At 73.6% G+C, this 15,463-nt stretch carries 13 protein-coding genes and 1 pseudogene; 4 read left to right on the plus strand and 10 right to left on the minus strand.

Annotation, left to right across the window (positions count from 1 at the left end):
• Positions 1 to 91: 91 nt before the first annotated feature.
• The gene (locus tag ACZ60W_RS36070; RefSeq protein ID WP_469759629.1) at positions 92 to 1,084 is read right to left on the minus strand and encodes a GlxA family transcriptional regulator; all 993 of its coding nucleotides are present in this window, start codon (positions 1,082 to 1,084) and stop codon (positions 92 to 94) included.
• A 73-nt stretch (positions 1,085 to 1,157) separates the two neighbouring features.
• On the opposite strand from ACZ60W_RS36070, the gene ACZ60W_RS36075 reads away from it, so the two are divergent.
• On the plus strand, positions 1,158 to 2,615 hold the full coding sequence (locus ACZ60W_RS36075) for an MFS transporter (RefSeq protein ID WP_469759630.1): 1,458 nt from the start codon (positions 1,158 to 1,160) through the stop codon (positions 2,613 to 2,615).
• A 127-nt stretch (positions 2,616 to 2,742) separates the two neighbouring features.
• Here the strand turns inward: ACZ60W_RS36075 and katG are convergent, their stop codons facing one another.
• The gene (gene katG, locus ACZ60W_RS36080; RefSeq protein WP_469759631.1) at positions 2,743 to 4,938 is read right to left on the minus strand and encodes a catalase/peroxidase HPI; all 2,196 of its coding nucleotides are present in this window, start codon (positions 4,936 to 4,938) and stop codon (positions 2,743 to 2,745) included.
• Between the two features lie 209 nt (positions 4,939 to 5,147).
• Here katG and ACZ60W_RS36085 point away from each other — a divergent pair, with 209 nt between their 5' ends.
• The gene (locus tag ACZ60W_RS36085) at positions 5,148 to 6,626 is read left to right on the plus strand and encodes a glutamate-cysteine ligase family protein (RefSeq protein WP_469759632.1); all 1,479 of its coding nucleotides are present in this window, start codon (positions 5,148 to 5,150) and stop codon (positions 6,624 to 6,626) included.
• 120 nt (positions 6,627 to 6,746) lie between these two features.
• Here ACZ60W_RS36085 and ACZ60W_RS36090 read toward each other — a convergent pair whose 3' ends face one another.
• The 5 genes from ACZ60W_RS36090 to ACZ60W_RS36110 all read right to left on the minus strand — a co-directional run bounded on the left by ACZ60W_RS36090 (position 6,747) and on the right by ACZ60W_RS36110 (position 10,534).
• Positions 6,747 to 7,829: a sensor histidine kinase gene (locus ACZ60W_RS36090; RefSeq protein ID WP_469759633.1), complete on the minus strand. Its 1,083-nt coding sequence runs from the start codon at positions 7,827 to 7,829 to the stop codon at positions 6,747 to 6,749.
• Positions 7,822 to 8,514, minus strand: a complete 693-nt coding sequence (locus ACZ60W_RS36095) for a response regulator transcription factor (RefSeq protein WP_469759634.1) — start codon at positions 8,512 to 8,514, stop codon at positions 7,822 to 7,824. Before ACZ60W_RS36095 ends, ACZ60W_RS36090 begins: the two co-directional genes overlap by 8 nt.
• Before the next feature lie 91 nt (positions 8,515 to 8,605).
• The gene (locus ACZ60W_RS36100; protein WP_469759635.1) at positions 8,606 to 9,343 is read right to left on the minus strand and encodes a VanZ family protein; all 738 of its coding nucleotides are present in this window, start codon (positions 9,341 to 9,343) and stop codon (positions 8,606 to 8,608) included.
• Between the two features lie 75 nt (positions 9,344 to 9,418).
• Positions 9,419 to 10,000: a hypothetical protein gene (locus ACZ60W_RS36105; RefSeq protein ID WP_469759636.1), complete on the minus strand. Its 582-nt coding sequence runs from the start codon at positions 9,998 to 10,000 to the stop codon at positions 9,419 to 9,421.
• Positions 10,001 to 10,111: 111 nt separating this feature from the next.
• Positions 10,112 to 10,534 (minus strand): MarR family winged helix-turn-helix transcriptional regulator, encoded by a 423-nt coding sequence (locus ACZ60W_RS36110; RefSeq protein WP_469759637.1) that lies wholly within the window; start codon positions 10,532 to 10,534, stop codon positions 10,112 to 10,114.
• Positions 10,535 to 10,754: 220 nt separating this feature from the next.
• Here ACZ60W_RS36110 and eno point away from each other — a divergent pair, with 220 nt between their 5' ends.
• Positions 10,755 to 12,032, plus strand: coding sequence for a phosphopyruvate hydratase (gene eno, locus ACZ60W_RS36115; protein ID WP_469759638.1), 1,278 nt, complete (start codon positions 10,755 to 10,757; stop codon positions 12,030 to 12,032).
• 234 nt (positions 12,033 to 12,266) lie between these two features.
• On the opposite strand, the pseudogene ACZ60W_RS36120 reads toward eno, so the two are convergent.
• A pseudogene (locus tag ACZ60W_RS36120) lies at positions 12,267 to 12,791 on the minus strand (nucleotidyl transferase AbiEii/AbiGii toxin family protein); the annotation flags it as partial.
• Positions 12,792 to 12,999: 208 nt separating this feature from the next.
• Positions 13,000 to 13,476 carry a hypothetical protein gene (locus ACZ60W_RS36125; protein ID WP_469759639.1) on the minus strand — a complete coding sequence of 159 codons (477 nt, stop codon included), beginning with the start codon at positions 13,474 to 13,476 and terminating at the stop codon, positions 13,000 to 13,002.
• Between the two features lie 116 nt (positions 13,477 to 13,592).
• On the opposite strand from ACZ60W_RS36125, the gene ACZ60W_RS36130 reads away from it, so the two are divergent.
• Positions 13,593 to 14,483 (plus strand): squalene/phytoene synthase family protein, encoded by an 891-nt coding sequence (locus ACZ60W_RS36130; RefSeq protein WP_469759640.1) that lies wholly within the window; start codon positions 13,593 to 13,595, stop codon positions 14,481 to 14,483.
• A 375-nt stretch (positions 14,484 to 14,858) separates the two neighbouring features.
• Here the strand turns inward: ACZ60W_RS36130 and ACZ60W_RS36135 are convergent, their stop codons facing one another.
• Positions 14,859 to 15,320 carry a pyridoxamine 5'-phosphate oxidase family protein gene (locus ACZ60W_RS36135; RefSeq protein ID WP_469759641.1) on the minus strand — a complete coding sequence of 154 codons (462 nt, stop codon included), beginning with the start codon at positions 15,318 to 15,320 and terminating at the stop codon, positions 14,859 to 14,861.
• Between the last annotated feature and the right edge of the window lie 143 nt (positions 15,321 to 15,463).

The raw sequence follows: 15,463 nt of genomic DNA on the forward strand, positions 1-15,463 counted from the left end.
CGTTCCCACTCGGCATCACTCAGATCACCCCGCCCCATGCTCGTAGGAACGACTCGGGCACGGAGTAGTCACATGATCGACCGGACAAGTCCTAGTGCACCTCGTCCGCGCGGAAGGTCCGCCGGTAGGCGGCGGGTGTCGTGCGGAGGGCCTCGTGGAAGCGCCGGCGCAGGTTGACGGCGGAGGAGAGGCCGACGCGGCGGGCGATGGTCTCCACCGGCAGGTCGGTCTCCTCCAGGAGCGCCCGGGTCGCGGCGAGCCGGCGGTCCAGGAGCCAGCGGCCGGGGCTGATGCCGAGCTGCTCGGTGAAGCGGCGGGTCAGCGTGCGGGCCGAGACCTGGGAGTGCGCCGCCATGTCGGTGACGCTGACGGGCTGGTCCAGGCGTTCGCCGAGCCATTCGAGGAGCGGCGCCAGGGAGTCGGCGACCGGCCCGGAGGTGGGCAGTTCGGCGTACTGCAGCTGGCAGCCCTCGCGGTGTGGCGGCATCACCATCTGCCGGGCGACGCGCAGCGCGTACGCCGCGCCGTGGTCGCTACGCACCAGGTGCAGGCACAGGTCCACCCCGGCGGCCGATCCGGCGCTGGTCGCCACGTCGCCGTGGTCCACGTACAACACCCCCGCGTCGACCTCCACCCGCGGGAAGCGGGCCGCCAGCTCCTCGGCCTGGGCCCAGTGGGTCGCGGCCCGCCGGCCGTCGAGGAGTCCCGCGGCCGCGAGGACGAACGCCCCCGAGCAGATGCCGACGGTCCGCGCCCCGCGCCGGTGCGCCGCGCGGACCGCCTCGACCACCGCCGGCGGCGCCGTGCCGTCCCCGCCCGGCTGGTGCCAGCCGGGCACCACCACGGTGTCGGCGCGCTCCAGCGCCTCCAGACCGGACCCGACGACCATGTCGTACCCGGCCTGCGTGCGCAGCGGTCCCGGTCGCTCCGTGCAGACCTCGAACGCGTACCGCGCCGGGAGGGCGGGCCCGTGGTCCCCGAACACCTCGGCCGCACAGGCCAGCGGGAAGGTCGACTGAGGGGGCTGCAGCAGGGCCACCACCCGGTGCGGCGCCGCGGACTTCGGCAGCGAACGGAGCGTCATGGCGCGAAAGTACCCCATCATGTCGTTCAGGACACTGGGGGTCGCCCAATGGTTCAGACCAGTATGGCGAGCTGTGACCCACGCCCACCCTCGCATCGCGCCCGCGCCCCCCGCCGACCAGCGGGCACGCCTCCCCCTCGCCCACCCGGACACCGACCGGACCACCGTCCCCTCGACGCCGCCCGACGGGCGTGCCCCTCTCTGGGACCGCCGTTTCACCCTGTACTTCGCCGCCCGCACGGTCTCCCTCGTCGGCGACGCGATGATGCCCGTGGCCGCGGCGCTCGCGGTCGGCGCGCTCTACGGGATCACCGGGGCCGGACTCGTCCTCGGCGTCTGGACGGGGACGTTCGTCCTGCTGGTGCTGTTCGGCGGCGTGCTCGCCGACCGGTTCGGCGCGCGCCGCATGATGGTCCTCGCGGACCTCGTCCGGGTCCTTACCCAAGGAGTGCTGGCCTTCGCGTTCTTCGCGGGGCCGCCGCCCTTCTGGCTGCTCCTCACCATGTCGGCGGTGGCCGGCGCGGCCGTCGCCGTGTTCCTCCCCGGCGTGAACGGGATGATCCCCCTCGTCGCCCGCGAACCCCAGCGGGCCAACGCCACCCTCAAGGTGGCCGACGCCCTCGCCCACCTCACCGGCCCCGCCCTCGCCGGGCTCCTCATCACCCTGACCAGCGCGGGCACGGTCTACGCCCTCGACGCCGGCACCTTCCTGCTCAGCGCCCTCTGCCTGGCGCTCATCCGCCTCGACCCGACCACGCCCCCGGAGTACGCGGCATCCGAACCGTCCGCGCCCCCGGAGTACACGGCATCCGAACCCTCCGCGTCACCGGGGGACGAAGCGGCCGCCGACACGGACGGGGACCGTGCCGCCGTCCCCGCCGCGGCCGGCGGTCGCTCGCTCCGCCGAGACCTGCGCCAGGGCTGGCAGGAGTTCCGCGCCCGGACCTGGATGTGGGCCGTCATCCTCATCTGGGTGTTCTTCGGCGTGCTCCTCTTCGGCCCCCTCGTCCCGCTCGGTTCGGCACTGATCGGCGACCGGCTCGGCCCGAACGCCTACGGCCTCGCCGTCTCCTCCCTCGGCGTCGGCACCGTCCTCGGCGGCCTGCTCGCCCTCCGGCTCCGCCCGGGCCGGCCCCTCGCCGCCGGCGCCCTCGCGATGTCGCTCTACACCGCGCTCCCGCTCTGTGTCGCCCTGGGCGCCGGACCGCCCTGGCTCCTCGCGGGCCACGCCGTCGGCGGCGCCGGCCTCGCCTTCTGGTCCGTCATGTGGGCCACCAGCGTCCAGACCCACACCCCACCGGCCGTCCTCAACCGCGTCACCGCGTACGAACTCGCCGGCTCCGTCGCGGGCATCGCCCTCGGTCAGATCCTCGCCGGCCCCGCCACCGCCCTCGCCTCCCCCGGCCGTCTCCTCCTCCTCTCCGCCGCCACCTGCCTCCTCGGCTGCGCCGCCCTGCTCGCCATCCCCGCCGTCCGCACCCTCCACCGCGACCCGACCTCCTCCGGCACCGCACGGCCGCCGTCGACGTAGGGGCTCGATCCGGAAGCCCGGACACACCCCACCGGCCCGGACGCATCCCGTGAGGGGCGGCCGGGCCGGTGGGGCGGAGCGGGGTGGAGTGGTCGGCGGAGCCGAACGCCCCCGGTGAGGAGGGCCGTCAGCCGTGGTGGAGGTCGAAGCGGTCGAGGTTCATGACCTTGTCCCAGGCGGAGACGAAGTCGCGGGCGAACTTCTCGGCCGCGTCCTGGGAGGCGTACACCTCGGAGAGGGCGCGGAGTTGGGAGTGGGATCCGAAGACGAGGTCGGCGGCGGTGGCGGTCCAGGTGACGTCGCCGGTGGCGCGGTCGCGGCCCTCGTAGACGTTCTCCGCGGTGGCGGAGGGCTTCCACTCGGTGCCCATGTCGAGGAGGTTGACGAAGAAGTCGTTCGTCAGGGACTCGGGCCGGGTGGTGAGGACGCCGTGCGCGGACCCGGCGGAGCCGGCCTTGAGGGCGCGCATGCCGCCGAGGAGGACGGTCATCTCGGGGGCGGTGAGGGTGAGCAGGTTGGCGCGGTCGAGGAGGAGGGTCTCGGGGGAGAGCTTCTCGCCGGACCGCAGGTAGTTGCGGAAGGCGTCCGCGCGGGGTTCGAGGACGGCGAAGGACTCGACGTCGGTCTGCTCCTGGGAGGCGTCCGTGCGTCCGGGGGCGAAGGGGACCGTGAGGGAGTGCCCGGCGTTCGCGGCGGCCTGCTCGACGGCCGCGCAGCCGCCGAGGACGATGAGGTCGGCGAGCGAGATACGCGTGCCGCCGGCCCCGGAGCCGTTGAAGTCCCGCTGGATCCCTTCGAGGGTCTCCAGGGTGCGGGTGATCTCCGGGAGGGCGTTGGCCTCCCAGTCCTTCTGGGGGGCGAGGCGGATCCGCGCGCCGTTGGCGCCGCCGCGCTTGTCGGTGCCGCGGAAGCTCGCGGCCGACGCCCAGGCGGTGGTGACGAGGTCGGAGACGGAGAGGCCCGAGCCGAGGACCGTGCTCTTGAGGGCGGCGACCTCCGCGTCGCCGACGAGCGGGTGGTCGACGGCGGGGACGGGGTCCTGCCACAGCTGCGGCTCGGGGATCCAGGGGCCGAGGTAGCGGGAGAGCGGGCCCATGTCACGGTGGAGGAGCTTGTACCAGGCACGGGCGAACGCGTCGGCGAGCTGGTCGGGGTTCTCGTGGAAGCGCTTGGCGATGGGGGCGTAGACCGGGTCGAGCTTCAGGGAGAGGTCGGTCGTCAGCATCATCGGCGCGTGGCGCTTCGACGGGTCGTGGGCGTCGGGGACGGTGCCCTGCGCCGACGGGTCCTTGGGGGTCCACTGCCGGGCGCCGGCCGGGCTCGTGGTCAGCTCCCACTCGTAGCGGAAGAGGTTGTCGAGGTAGCCGTTGTCCCACTGCGTCGGCGCGGTGGTCCAGGCGCCTTCGAGGCCGCTGGTCAGCGCGTCGGCGCCGACGCCGCTGCCGTGGGTGTTCTGCCACCCGAGGCCCTGGTGTTCCACGGGACACGCCTCGGGCTCCGGGCCGACGTACGAGGGGTCGACGGCACCGTGGCACTTGCCGAAGGTGTGGCCGCCGATGATGAGGGCGGCGGTCTCCTCGTCGTCCATGGCCATGCGGCCGAAGGTCTCGCGGATGTCCCGGGCGGCCGCGATCGGGTCCGGGTTGCCGTTGGGACCCTCGGGGTTGACGTAGATCAGCCCCATCTGCACGGCGCCGAACGGACCGGTGAGGTCGCGGTCGCCGCTGTAGCGCTCGTCGCCGAGCCAGGTGTCCTCGGGGCCCCAGAAGATCTCCTCGGGTTCCCAGATGTCCGGACGCCCGAAGCCGAAGCCGAACGTCCTGAACCCCATGGACTCCATGGCGCAGTTGCCGGCGAAGACCAGCAGGTCGGCCCAGGAGATCTTCCGGCCGTACTTCTGCTTGACCGGCCAGAGCAGCCTGCGGGCCTTGTCGAGGCTGGCGTTGTCCGGCCAGCTGTTGAGGGGGGCGAAGCGCTGGGCGCCGGAACCGCCGCCGCCCCGCCCGTCCTCGATGCGGTACGTGCCGGCGGCGTGCCAGCTCATGCGGATGAACAGCGGCCCGTAGTGGCCGTAGTCGGCCGGCCACCAGTCCTGCGACGCCGTCATGAGCTCGATGACGTCGCGCTTCAGCGCGTCGACGTCCAGCTTCGCGAACTCCTTCGCGTAGTCGAAGTCCTCGTCCATCGGACTGGCCTGCGGTGAGTGCTGGTGGAGGACCTGCAGGTCCAGTTGGTTCGGCCACCAGTCCTGGTTCGTCTTGGGCCGGGTCTCCGTGGGGGAGGGGGAGGGGATGACCGGGTTCTCGCTCTCGCTGCCGGACACGTCCGTCCTTCCTGTCGGGTGCTGCGTCGGGTGTTCCTCTGGCGGTACTGCGCCTGGCGCCTGATCGCTCACGGCGTTCGTATGGTCGCGCACCGTAGCGTGCGCGGCCGAGAGAACACGCAGGGCCGCGGCCGCTTCGGTGGTGAGGCCGCGGGCGGAGTGGGAGGCTGATGGGGGGTGCCCGTGCCGACGAGACCCGGGAGGGCCGAATGGGACGTGACGTCCCGGCGCTGGTGTTCACCCGCGACGACCGCCGCCAGTTCCGGAACAAGATGCACTCCTGTCTCGACGTGTTCGCACGGATGCTGCGGGAGTCGCGCTTCGACTTCGAGCGACCTCAGGTCGGCCTGGAGATCGAGCTGAACCTGGTCGACGGCCGGGGCGAGCCCACGATGCGCAGCACCGACGTCCTGGACGCGATCGCCGATCCGTCCTGGTCGACCGAGCTGGGCCGGTTCAACCTGGAGATCAACCTGGCGCCGCGGCGGCTCGCCGAGGGCGGCCCCGACTCCTGGGAACAGGAGATCCGCGACGCGCTCAACCACGCCGAGGAGAAGGCGGCGGCGATCGGCGCCCACCTCGTCATGATCGGGATCCTGCCGACCCTGGAGATCCACGACGCAGGTCCGGACTCGCTGTCCGAGAACCCGCGCTACCACCTGCTGAACGAGCAGATCTTCTCCGCCCGCGGCGAGGACCTGCTGATCTCCGTGGACGGCGTGGAACGCCTGCGCACGTACGCCGAGACCATCACCCCGGAGGCGGCCTGCACCAGTACGCAGTTCCACCTCCAGGTCTCCCCGGACGAGTTCGCCGACTACTGGAACGCGGCCCAGGCCATCGCGGGCGTGCAGGTGGCGCTGGCCGCGAACTCGCCGTTCCTCTTCGCCAAGGAGCTGTGGCGCGAGACCCGCATCCCGCTGTTCGAGCAGGCCACCGACACCCGCCCGGACGAGATGAAGGTGCAGGGCGTCCGTCCCCGGGTCTGGTTCGGCGAACGCTGGATCACCTCCGTCTTCGACCTCTTCGAGGAGAACGCCCGCTACTTCCCCGCCCTCCTCCCGCTCTGCGACGACGAGGACCCCGAGGAGACGCTCGACCACGGCGGCATCCCCGAACTGTCCGAGCTGACCCTGCACAACGGCACGGTGTACCGGTGGAACCGCCCGGTCTACGCCGTCGTCGACGGCGTGCCCCACCTCCGCATCGAGAACCGCGTCCTTCCCGCCGGTCCCACCGTCGCCGACACCCTCTCCAACGGGGCGTTCTACTACGGACTCCTGCGCGCCCTCGTCGAAGAGGACCGCCCGGTCTGGTCCCGCATGTCCTTCTCCGTGGCCGAGGACAACCTGCACGCCGCCGCGCGCCACGGCATCGACGCCCACCTGTACTGGCCGGGCATGGGCGAGGTCCCCGCCACCGAACTCGTCCTGCGGCGCCTGCTGCCCCTCGCCGACCGCGGCCTCGCGCGCATCGGCCTGGACACGGCGCGCCGCGAACCCCTCCTGGGAGTCATCGAGCAGCGCTGCGTCAGCGGCCGCAACGGCGCGGTGTGGCAGGCGGAGGCGTACCACCACTTCCACGACATCGGCCACGTGGACCGGCACGAGGCGCTGCGGCGCATGACCCAGCAGTACATCGAGTACATGCACATGAACGCACCGGCCCACACCTGGCCGGTCGACTGAACCCCGAAACCCTCCCGGCCCGGGCTTCGGCGCTCCGGCCGTGCGGCGGCGCCGGGGGACGTCGGGGTCCGGAGCGCACGGCTCCGGTGCCGGCGGGGTACGGGAGGGGCCGGGGCGGCGCTACGGGGGGCAGGGCAGCCGCACGGTGACCACGAGGCCGCCGTCCGCGCGGGGGACCAGCGCGAGGGTCCCGTCGTGGGCGCGGACGATGCTGTGCACGAGGGCGAGGCCGAGTCCGGCGCCGGCGTGCTCGTCGTCGGTGCGGACGCGTTCCGCCCCGCGCTGGAAGGGCTCGGTGAGGGTCGGCACCAGGTCCGGCGGGAGCGGGGGGCCGCTGTTCTCCACCCGTACGACGCTCGCGCCGCCCGCCTCGGCGGTGTGGACGGTCACGGTGCCGCCCGCGGGGAGGTTGTGGACCACGGCGTTCTGGACGAGGTTCGTCACCATCCGCAGGAGGAGCTCCGCCGACCCCGCGGTCCGCGCCCCACCGCCGGTGACGTCGAGGCCGATCCCGCGCCGTTCGGCGAGGGGGAGGAGCGTCTCGGCGGCCTCCTCGGCGACGAGGGAGAGGTCGACGCTCTCGCGGGCGAAGTTCCCCCGGTCGCTGCGTCCGAGCAGCAGGAGCGACTCGGTCAGGTCGATCGCACGGCTGTTGACGGCCTGGAGCCGCTCGACGAGTGCGTCCCGGTCGCCCGCGGGGTCCTTCCGGGCGACGTCGAGCAGGGCGCGCGAGACGGCCAGGGGGGTGCGCAGCTCGTGGGACGCGTTCGCGGCGAACCGCCGCTGCTCGGCGACGTGGGACTCCAGCTGTTCCAGCATCGTGTCGAACGTGTCGGAGAGCTCGCGGAACTCGTCCCGGCGGCCCTCCAGCCGGATCCGGTGCGAGAGCGAGCCGCTCCCCGCCAGCCGCGCCGCCGCCGTGATCCGCGTCAGCGGCGCGAGCATCCGGCCCGCGAGGAACCATCCCCCGACGAGACCGAACACCAGCAGGAACGCCATCGCCCACGCCGCCGCCGGGGCGAACATGTGCACCAGGAGGTAGCGGTTGGGCGAGGTCCCGAGCAGTCCCTGCGAGTTGTCGGGGACGTAGCGCAGCAGGAACCACCACACCACGGCCAGCAGGAGGGCTCCGGCGACCGCGAGGAAGCCGGCATAGCTGAGGGTGAGCCGCAGGCGGACGCTGAGACCCCGGCGCCTAGACACCGGCGCCGCCGCGAGAGGCGTCCGGGCCGGTGTCGATCCGGTAGCCGACCCCGGGGACCGTGGCGATGACCCAGGGTTCGCCGAGCCGCTTGCGCAGCGCGGAGACGGTGATGCGGACGGCGTTGGTGAACGGGTCGACGTTCTCGTCCCAGGCCCGCTCCAGCAGCTCCTCGGCGCTGACCACCCCGCCCTCGGCGGCGACGAGGACGTCGAGCACGGCGAACTGCTTGCGGGTGAGGGCGACGTGGCGCCCGTCCCGGAAGACCTCCCGGCGGAAGGGGTCGACGCGCAGACCCGCGAGCTCGCGGACCGGCGGCCGCGCGTGCCCGCGCCGGCGGTCGAGCGCCCGTAGCCGCAGGACCAGCTCCCGCAGGTCGAACGGTTTCGTCAGGTAGTCGTCGGCGCCCAGTTCGAACCCGGACGCCTTGTCGTCGATCCGGTCGGCGGCGGTCAGCATGAGGATGGGGATGCCGCTCCCGGAGGCGACGATGCGCCGCGCCACCTCGTCGCCCGAGGGGCCGGGGATGTCGCGGTCGAGGACGGCCAGGTCGTACGCGTTGACGGCGAGCAGCTCCAGGGCCGTGTCGCCGTCGCCGGCGATGTCCGCGGCGATCGCCTCCAGCCGCAGCCCGTCACGGACCGCCTCGGCCAGGTAGGGCTCGTCCTCGACGATCAGTACGCGCATCCCCGAAGCGTAGACAGAAGGTCATATCGCCGACGTATGCAACGACGCGCGGCACCTCGACCGGACGCGCGCGCCATCGCGCCGCCGTGCCTCAGCCGGTGGGCGCGAGCACGGAGCCGCTCCCGTCCGCGGGCGTCCGCGCACGCCACCAGCGGCGGGACGCCAGCGCGGCCAGGGCCGCTCCGGCGGCGTTGACCAGGACGTCGTCCACGGACGACACCCGGTCCAGCCGGAGGACGTACTGCGCGGTCTCCACCAGCACCGAGCAGCCCGCTCCGAGCGCCAGGACGCGCGGCAGGGAGGCGAGCGCCGCCCACCGCATCGGCGCGAAGAACCCCAGCGACGCGAACACCAGCAGGTTGCCGACGATCCCGAGCGCGCCCATCGTCACGAGGTCGCGCAACGGCACCAGGCTCAGCCGCCCGGGCACCACGCCCGCCCCCGCGCCCGGCATCATCGTCAGCCACACGAACGGCACCGTCCCGTGCGCCATCCCGACCTCGGCCAGCGACGACCGCCACGCCGCCTCCACCCCGGCCCGCCGTCGCAGGAACGCCAGCGCCCCGGCCACCAGGAGGGCCACCGGCAGCGCGGCCGACGTCATGAGGACCACGCCGTTGAACGTGTCCCCGCACCCGTGCCACTGCCCGGCCAGGCACCGGGGCGCCGACATCATCAGCGGCTTCCGGATGACGTACCCGGCGGCCAGGAGTCCGAGGACCCCGACACCGACGCCCACGATCGTGCGGGTGCGCCCCCGCACCCGCACCCGTGCGCGTGCGTCGGACGGCGGGGCCGGCGGGGCCGGCGGGGATACGTGAAGACTCATGCCGACCAGGGAAGCCGGAGGCCCGTTGCCGTGGCGTATGCGTTTTCCGATACGCCCGCGATACACGGCCGGAGCTCAGGTGTTCGCGGCGCCGTAGCGCAGGACGCCGTCCCGGGGAAGCAGGTAGCCGATGTCGCGGGCGCGCGGCAGTTCTCCCGACAGCGTCACCGCGTCGGTGCATCCGGAGACCTCGAAGCCGACGACCCCCAGGCTGAAGGGGGCGCTGCCGAAGGCGTCGGCGCCGATGCCGGCCAGCCAGGCGTCCATCACGGCGGACCGGAAGGACGGGCGACCGTCCCAGAGGGCGACGCCCGCCCGTTCCAGCGCGCCGACGGGGACGTAGAAGTCCAGCCAGTCGCTGCCGCCGCCGCCCCGGACCGCCACGCAGCCGCAGACGACCAGAGCTCCCGTCGGGAGGCGCACGCGGCCGAGCAGGTGCCCGTACTCGGTCAGCGACGCGACGGTGCACGGCACGGGATCCTGCTCGTCCGGTTCACGGTCCGCCCGCCCGAAGCACCCCTGGACGTCCGCGGCGGACCACACGGCACGCAGGACGGCGTCGACCCGGACGTCGTCACACGACCCCAGCTCGACGCCCAGCTCGTAGGAACCGCCGGACCAGTTGGTCCGGTCCCGGAAGGCGGCAGGGCTCGTCATGCCGTGATCATGCGGCAGGACCCTCCCTGCCGGCCACCGCATTCGAGTGAGCGGCCGGTCCGGCGGGAGGAGTCGTCTCGTGCGCGGCCGGTCCGGCAGGGTGAGCCGTGTCTAATGGGCGGCGAGCCTCTCGACCAGATCGATCGCGTCGGAGAGCAGTTCGCGCTCCTCGGGGGACAGTTCCGCCTCGATGGCGCGTGCGAGCCAGTCGGCGCGGCGGCCGCGCTCCTCTTCCAGGAGGGCGTGGCCGGCGGGGGAGAGTTCGACGAGGCTCTTGCGGCCGTCGGTGGGGTGAGCGCGGCGGGTGATGAGTCCCTGGTCCATGAGCAGGCCGACGGCGCGGGCCATGGACTGGGGGCGTACCCGCTGGTCGGCCGCCAGTTCGCTGGTCGTCATCGCACCGCTGCGGTCCAGCGCGCCGAGGACGGCCGCCTGGCCGAACGGCATCTGGTCCTCGAGCTTCACGCGCCGCGTGAGCTTTCCCATCGCCGTGCGCAGGTGAGCCGCGGCGGCGGCCGATTCCGGAAGGGGCATACCGAACTTTAACGCAGCACGGCTACGCAGCCGAACTGCGCAGATCGGCTGCGTACGCCGCCGGCCCGGCCCTGCTGTGCAGCAAGACTGTACAGCAGAACTGCACAGCCAAACTAAACAGCTGAACTGCACAGCATTGCTGTAGAGTCTGTGGCGTCGGGTCAGCGCCACCGTCGCCGCAGCCGCACCCGGCACGTACGCGACAACGGGAAGGGCTCCCATGACCGTCATCACCTCCGTCACCGGCCGCCGCGTCCTCGACAGCAGGGGCAACCCCACCGTCGAGGTCGACGTCGAGCTGGCGGACGGGTCCCTCGGCCGTGCCGCGGTCCCCTCCGGCGCCTCGACCGGCGCCCGCGAGGCCGTCGAGCTCCGCGACGGCGACCCGGCCCGGTGGCACGGCAAGGGCGTCGACCGGGCGGTCCGCCACGTCGACACCGAACTCGCGGAGGCCGTCGTCGGCCGAGAGGCCGAGGACCAGGCCGGCCTCGACGCCGTGCTCATCGCCACGGACGGCACCCCCGCCAAGTCCCGGCTGGGCGCCAACGCGATCCTCGGCGTCTCCCTCGCCGCGGCCAAGGCCGCTGCCGCGGCCCACCGCCTGCCGCTCTACCGCTACATCGGCGGCTCCGACGCCCGCGTGCTCCCCGTCCCGATGATGAACATCGTCAACGGCGGTGCCCACGCCGACAATCCGCTGGACTTCCAGGAGTTCATGATCGCGCCCGTCGGCGCCACGGCCTTCGCCGAGGCCGTGCGCATGGGTTCCGAGATCTTCCACACCCTGCGCCGCGACCTCCTGGCGGCCGGCCACTCCACCGGCGTGGGCGACGAGGGCGGCTTCGCGCCGGCCCTGCGCACCGCCGAGGAGGCCCTCGACTTCGTCGTCGCCGCCGTCGAGCGCGCGGGCTACCGGCCGGGCACCGACATCGGCCTCGTCATGGACCCGGCCTCGTCCGAGTTCTTCCGCGACGGCGTCTACGACTACGCCGGAGAGGGCGTGCGCCGCACCCCCGCCGAACACGCCGACTACCTCGTCAGGCTGATCGACGCCTACCCCGTCGTCTCCATCGAGGACCCCATGGCCGAGGACGACCTCACCGGCTGGCGCGACCTGACCGCACGCGTCGGCGCACGCTGCCAGCTCACCGGCGACGACGTCTTCTGCACCGACGAGGCCCTCCTCCGCGACGGCATCGCCACCGGCGTCGCCAACTCGGTCCTGGTGAAGGTCAACCAGATCGGCACCCTCACCGAGTCCCTGGCCACCGTCGACGCCGCCCACCGGGCCGGCTACACCGTCGTCATGTCCCACCGCTCGGGGGAGACGGAGGACACCACCATCGCCGACCTCGCCGTGGCCACGCGCTGCGGCCAGATCAAGACCGGCTCCCTCTCCCGCTCCGACCGCACCGCCAAGTACAACCAGCTCATCCGCATCGAGGAGCAGCTCGGCGACAGCGCCCGGTACGCGGGAGCCGCGGCGCTGCGTCGCTGACGGACCGGCGGCACGGGCCCCGGGGCGTACGGAACACCCCGGCGGCCCCGCCCGCGGCCGGCTCCACTCCCCGGGTGCGCCGCCCCGGCCCGCTCCCGGCACCGGAGCCAGGGCCGCCGGCAGACGGGCGCCGAGGTCGCGCCGGACGGCCTCGGTGTCCGGGTGGGCCTCGTCGAACCCCGACCAGTCGACCTCGCGGACGGCGCTCTCGGACATCGCGAGTTTCAGCGACTCGTCCGGATCGCCCGGCCACTCGTCCGCCGCGCGCAGCACCGCCTCCAGGAGGTCGAGCGGCAGCGTGCAGGTCTCGGCGAGGAGGACGCCGTCGTACAGGTCCTTGGCCTGCGGATACATGTCGCAGCTCAGCCACGGGAGCTTCCAGGCCAAGGACGACGCCCGGTCCGCGGCCGGCAGGCGGACGCCCGCGACCTCGGCGGGGCGGGGAGGCGTCGGGAGGCGCTCGTGGAAGACGAAGTCGAGCTGGACCTGCCCACCTGGCAGCCCGGGGGCGCTCCACGGCAGCACCAGACGGTGACCGGGCACCCGCTCGTACGTCCAGATGTACTCCGACACGGCGCCGGCCGCCGCGATCGACAGGCCCGTCCCGCGCTCCTCGGCGAGACGCTCGGCCGCCGTGGCGATGCCGTCGAGCATCGCCGGCGTCCGGGGCTCCTCGATCCGCCAGGTCTCCGGGACCACGACGAAGTCGATGTCCTTCGGGGCGCGGGCGGCGTCGCCGAACCACGCCCCCATCAGCATGCTGCCGCGCGGCACCAGGGAGTCCGCCCACGGCGACCCGGCGACGGCCGCGAGGACGAGGTCCAGCGCCGCCCGCCGGGCAGCCTGCCGGCGGACCCCCAGCCCCGGGTCCTCGACGACCCCGTCGTCGGGCCGGAAAGCCTCGTCGAAGTGCTTCAGCGCGGGATCGAACACCCGGTGGCGCAAGCCCGCGTCGCCGATCCCGCCGTCAGAGTGTGCGGCGACCCGCTCCTGCGCCGCAGCCGGTCGGCGACCGGCTCGGTGACGCTGTCGGGCCCGTCGGGAACGGACGGCGCCCACTGCTTCTCGTCCATACGGTCGTCTCCTCCAACCAGCCTTCGTCCCGCGACGGATCACTGTCGGAGACCACGAACTCCCGCTCCTCCGCCGCCGGCTCGTGCCCGGCGCCGACCAGCGCGGCGACGAGCGCGTCACCGGCGTGCCCCGCCTCCTCCGCCGGCCCCGGCCCGAAACCGGCCTCCCGCAGCGCCGACAGCACCGCCGGATGTGCCGCCCGACCGCGCAGGGTCAGCATCGGCCGGACCGGCGTGCGGCCCCGCGCGAGGACGATGGTGGTGACCTTCAGGTCCCGGTCCGCCGCCCAGGCGCGCAGGCGGGTCAGCTCGCCCCCACTCCGGCACCGCACCGTCACATGCGTCTCGAAGACGTCGTCGATCTCGTTCATCCCCACCCCTGGAACCCCTCGCGTCGCGCCGCGAGTCCGGCAGACGGCAGGCCGGGGGCACCGCCGGGTTTCCGCCCCACGGGCCGTAGGCTCACAGCCGACGACGGGAGACCGGTATGTGGAAGCGGGCCCTCGACCGGGCCGGGGTGACGGAACCGCGGCTGCGGCGGGACTACACCGAGCAGCGGCGCGCGGTACGGACGTTCGCGACCGCCGAGTACGCCGCCGCCCGGCTCCTGCTCCCCGCCGCCCTGCTCCCGCACGTCGTGGCCGCCGTCGCGTTCATGCACGACACCGACGACCGCGTCGACCGCGGCACCCGGGACGAACGCGCGGCCGCCCTCACCGAGTGGGACGCCCTCGTCCGCAAGGCCCTCGCGGAAGGCGACTCCCAACTCCCCGTCCTGCGCTGCCTCGCGCACACCGCCGGCAGCCACCCCGAGATCCGCGCCCACGTGGACGCGTTCCTGCGGGGCTGCGCACGCGAGGTCGCCTGGCGGACCCTCGCCGACGAGGAGGACTTCGGGCAGTACGTACGCGCGTACTCCCTGCCCGCCCTCATGCTCACCGCCTGCCTCCTCGCCCCCGCCGACGCCTCCGCGCGGACAGCCTTCACCGAGGGCTGCCACCTGCTCATCCGGGCCATGCAACGCATCGACTTCCTGGAGGACCTGCCGGAAGACGTACGCGCCGGCCGCCACGGCATCCCCGCCGACGCGGTCACCCGCCACGGCGCGGACGTCACCGTGTCCAGCCCCGCCCTCGCCCGGCTCGTCGAGGAACAAGCCGACCGCGCCGCCGCCGACCTCACGGCCGCCGCCCCCCTCCCCACCCTGGTCGCCCCGCCCCACCGCCCCTTCGTCCGCGCCCTCGTCGGCGTCCAGCACCTCCGCCTCACCGCCGTCCGCCGCGCCGGCCCCTCCCTCGCCACCCACCCCTCGGGCCCCTCCGCCCCGGCGGCCGCGCGCCTCCTCCTCAGGGAGACGACCAGACGCGTACGCGCCTAGGCTGTCCTTCGGAAGTGGATCCGGTGCTGTGGATCATCCGATGGATGAAGGCCGAGTCGATCCGACAGGCCCACAGGGCCGATCCGGACCTCGGTGACTTCCTGACCGACACCGCCGAAGGCAGCGCGCACACGCGACGGGTGAACGACGGTCTCGGCCACACACCCACGCACACGACGCACCAGTATCAGCTCGCGCTTGAGCAGAGAGCGGACGGGCCGGACCGGGACATCACCCCGCCCGGCCTGTCCGTGCTTTCGATACACGCCCCGGGGGCCCGCCCGCCGACCCGGAGCGCGCACCGGACCGGACGCGGGCCTCAGGCGCCCGAGCGGTCCGCCACAGGCGACCCGGTGACCGAGGGCCCGGTGGGCCTCAGGGCAGCCATTCACCGTCGCGCATGACGATCCGGCCGCGGAGTTCCGAGGTGCCGCGCCAGGCGCGCACGGTGCGGGGGGTCACGCGGAGGTAGGCGTAGGGGTGGGGCTCCAGGCGGGGGTCCCAGCCGAACGCGGCCGCGAAGGCGTCGGCGGCGTCCGGGGGGACCTCGGGGGCGGGGAAGCAGTCGGCGTGGCCCTCCAGGGTCACCACGTCGAAGGTGTCGGGGAGGGCCAGGCGTACGCGGGGGTCCTGGCGGACGTTGTGTGGGGTCGCCGAGGTCGCGGCGGTGGACATCCAGGCCGCCCGGCCGTCCCACAGGAACCACAGGGGTACCTGGTGGGGGCCGTGGTCGGGGCGGGCCGTCGACACCCAGATGTCACGCTCCGAGCCGAGCCGGGCCAGGGTGTCGCGTCGGCGCTCGGCCGTGTCACGGGGAATGGTCTTCGTCTCTCGCACGGGTGCCGACGCTAGTCGGCGCGGCCGTGGCGCACATGAGGCGCTGGTCCTAGGGCCTGTCGTCAAAATCCCCTCTGCCCCGCGACGCCTGGCACGCGCTCTCGCCGCACCGGGCGAAAGCGCGAGTACGTCCCGTACGAGCA

The sequence above is a fragment of the Streptomyces sp. NPDC104202 genome (assembly GCF_055584185.1).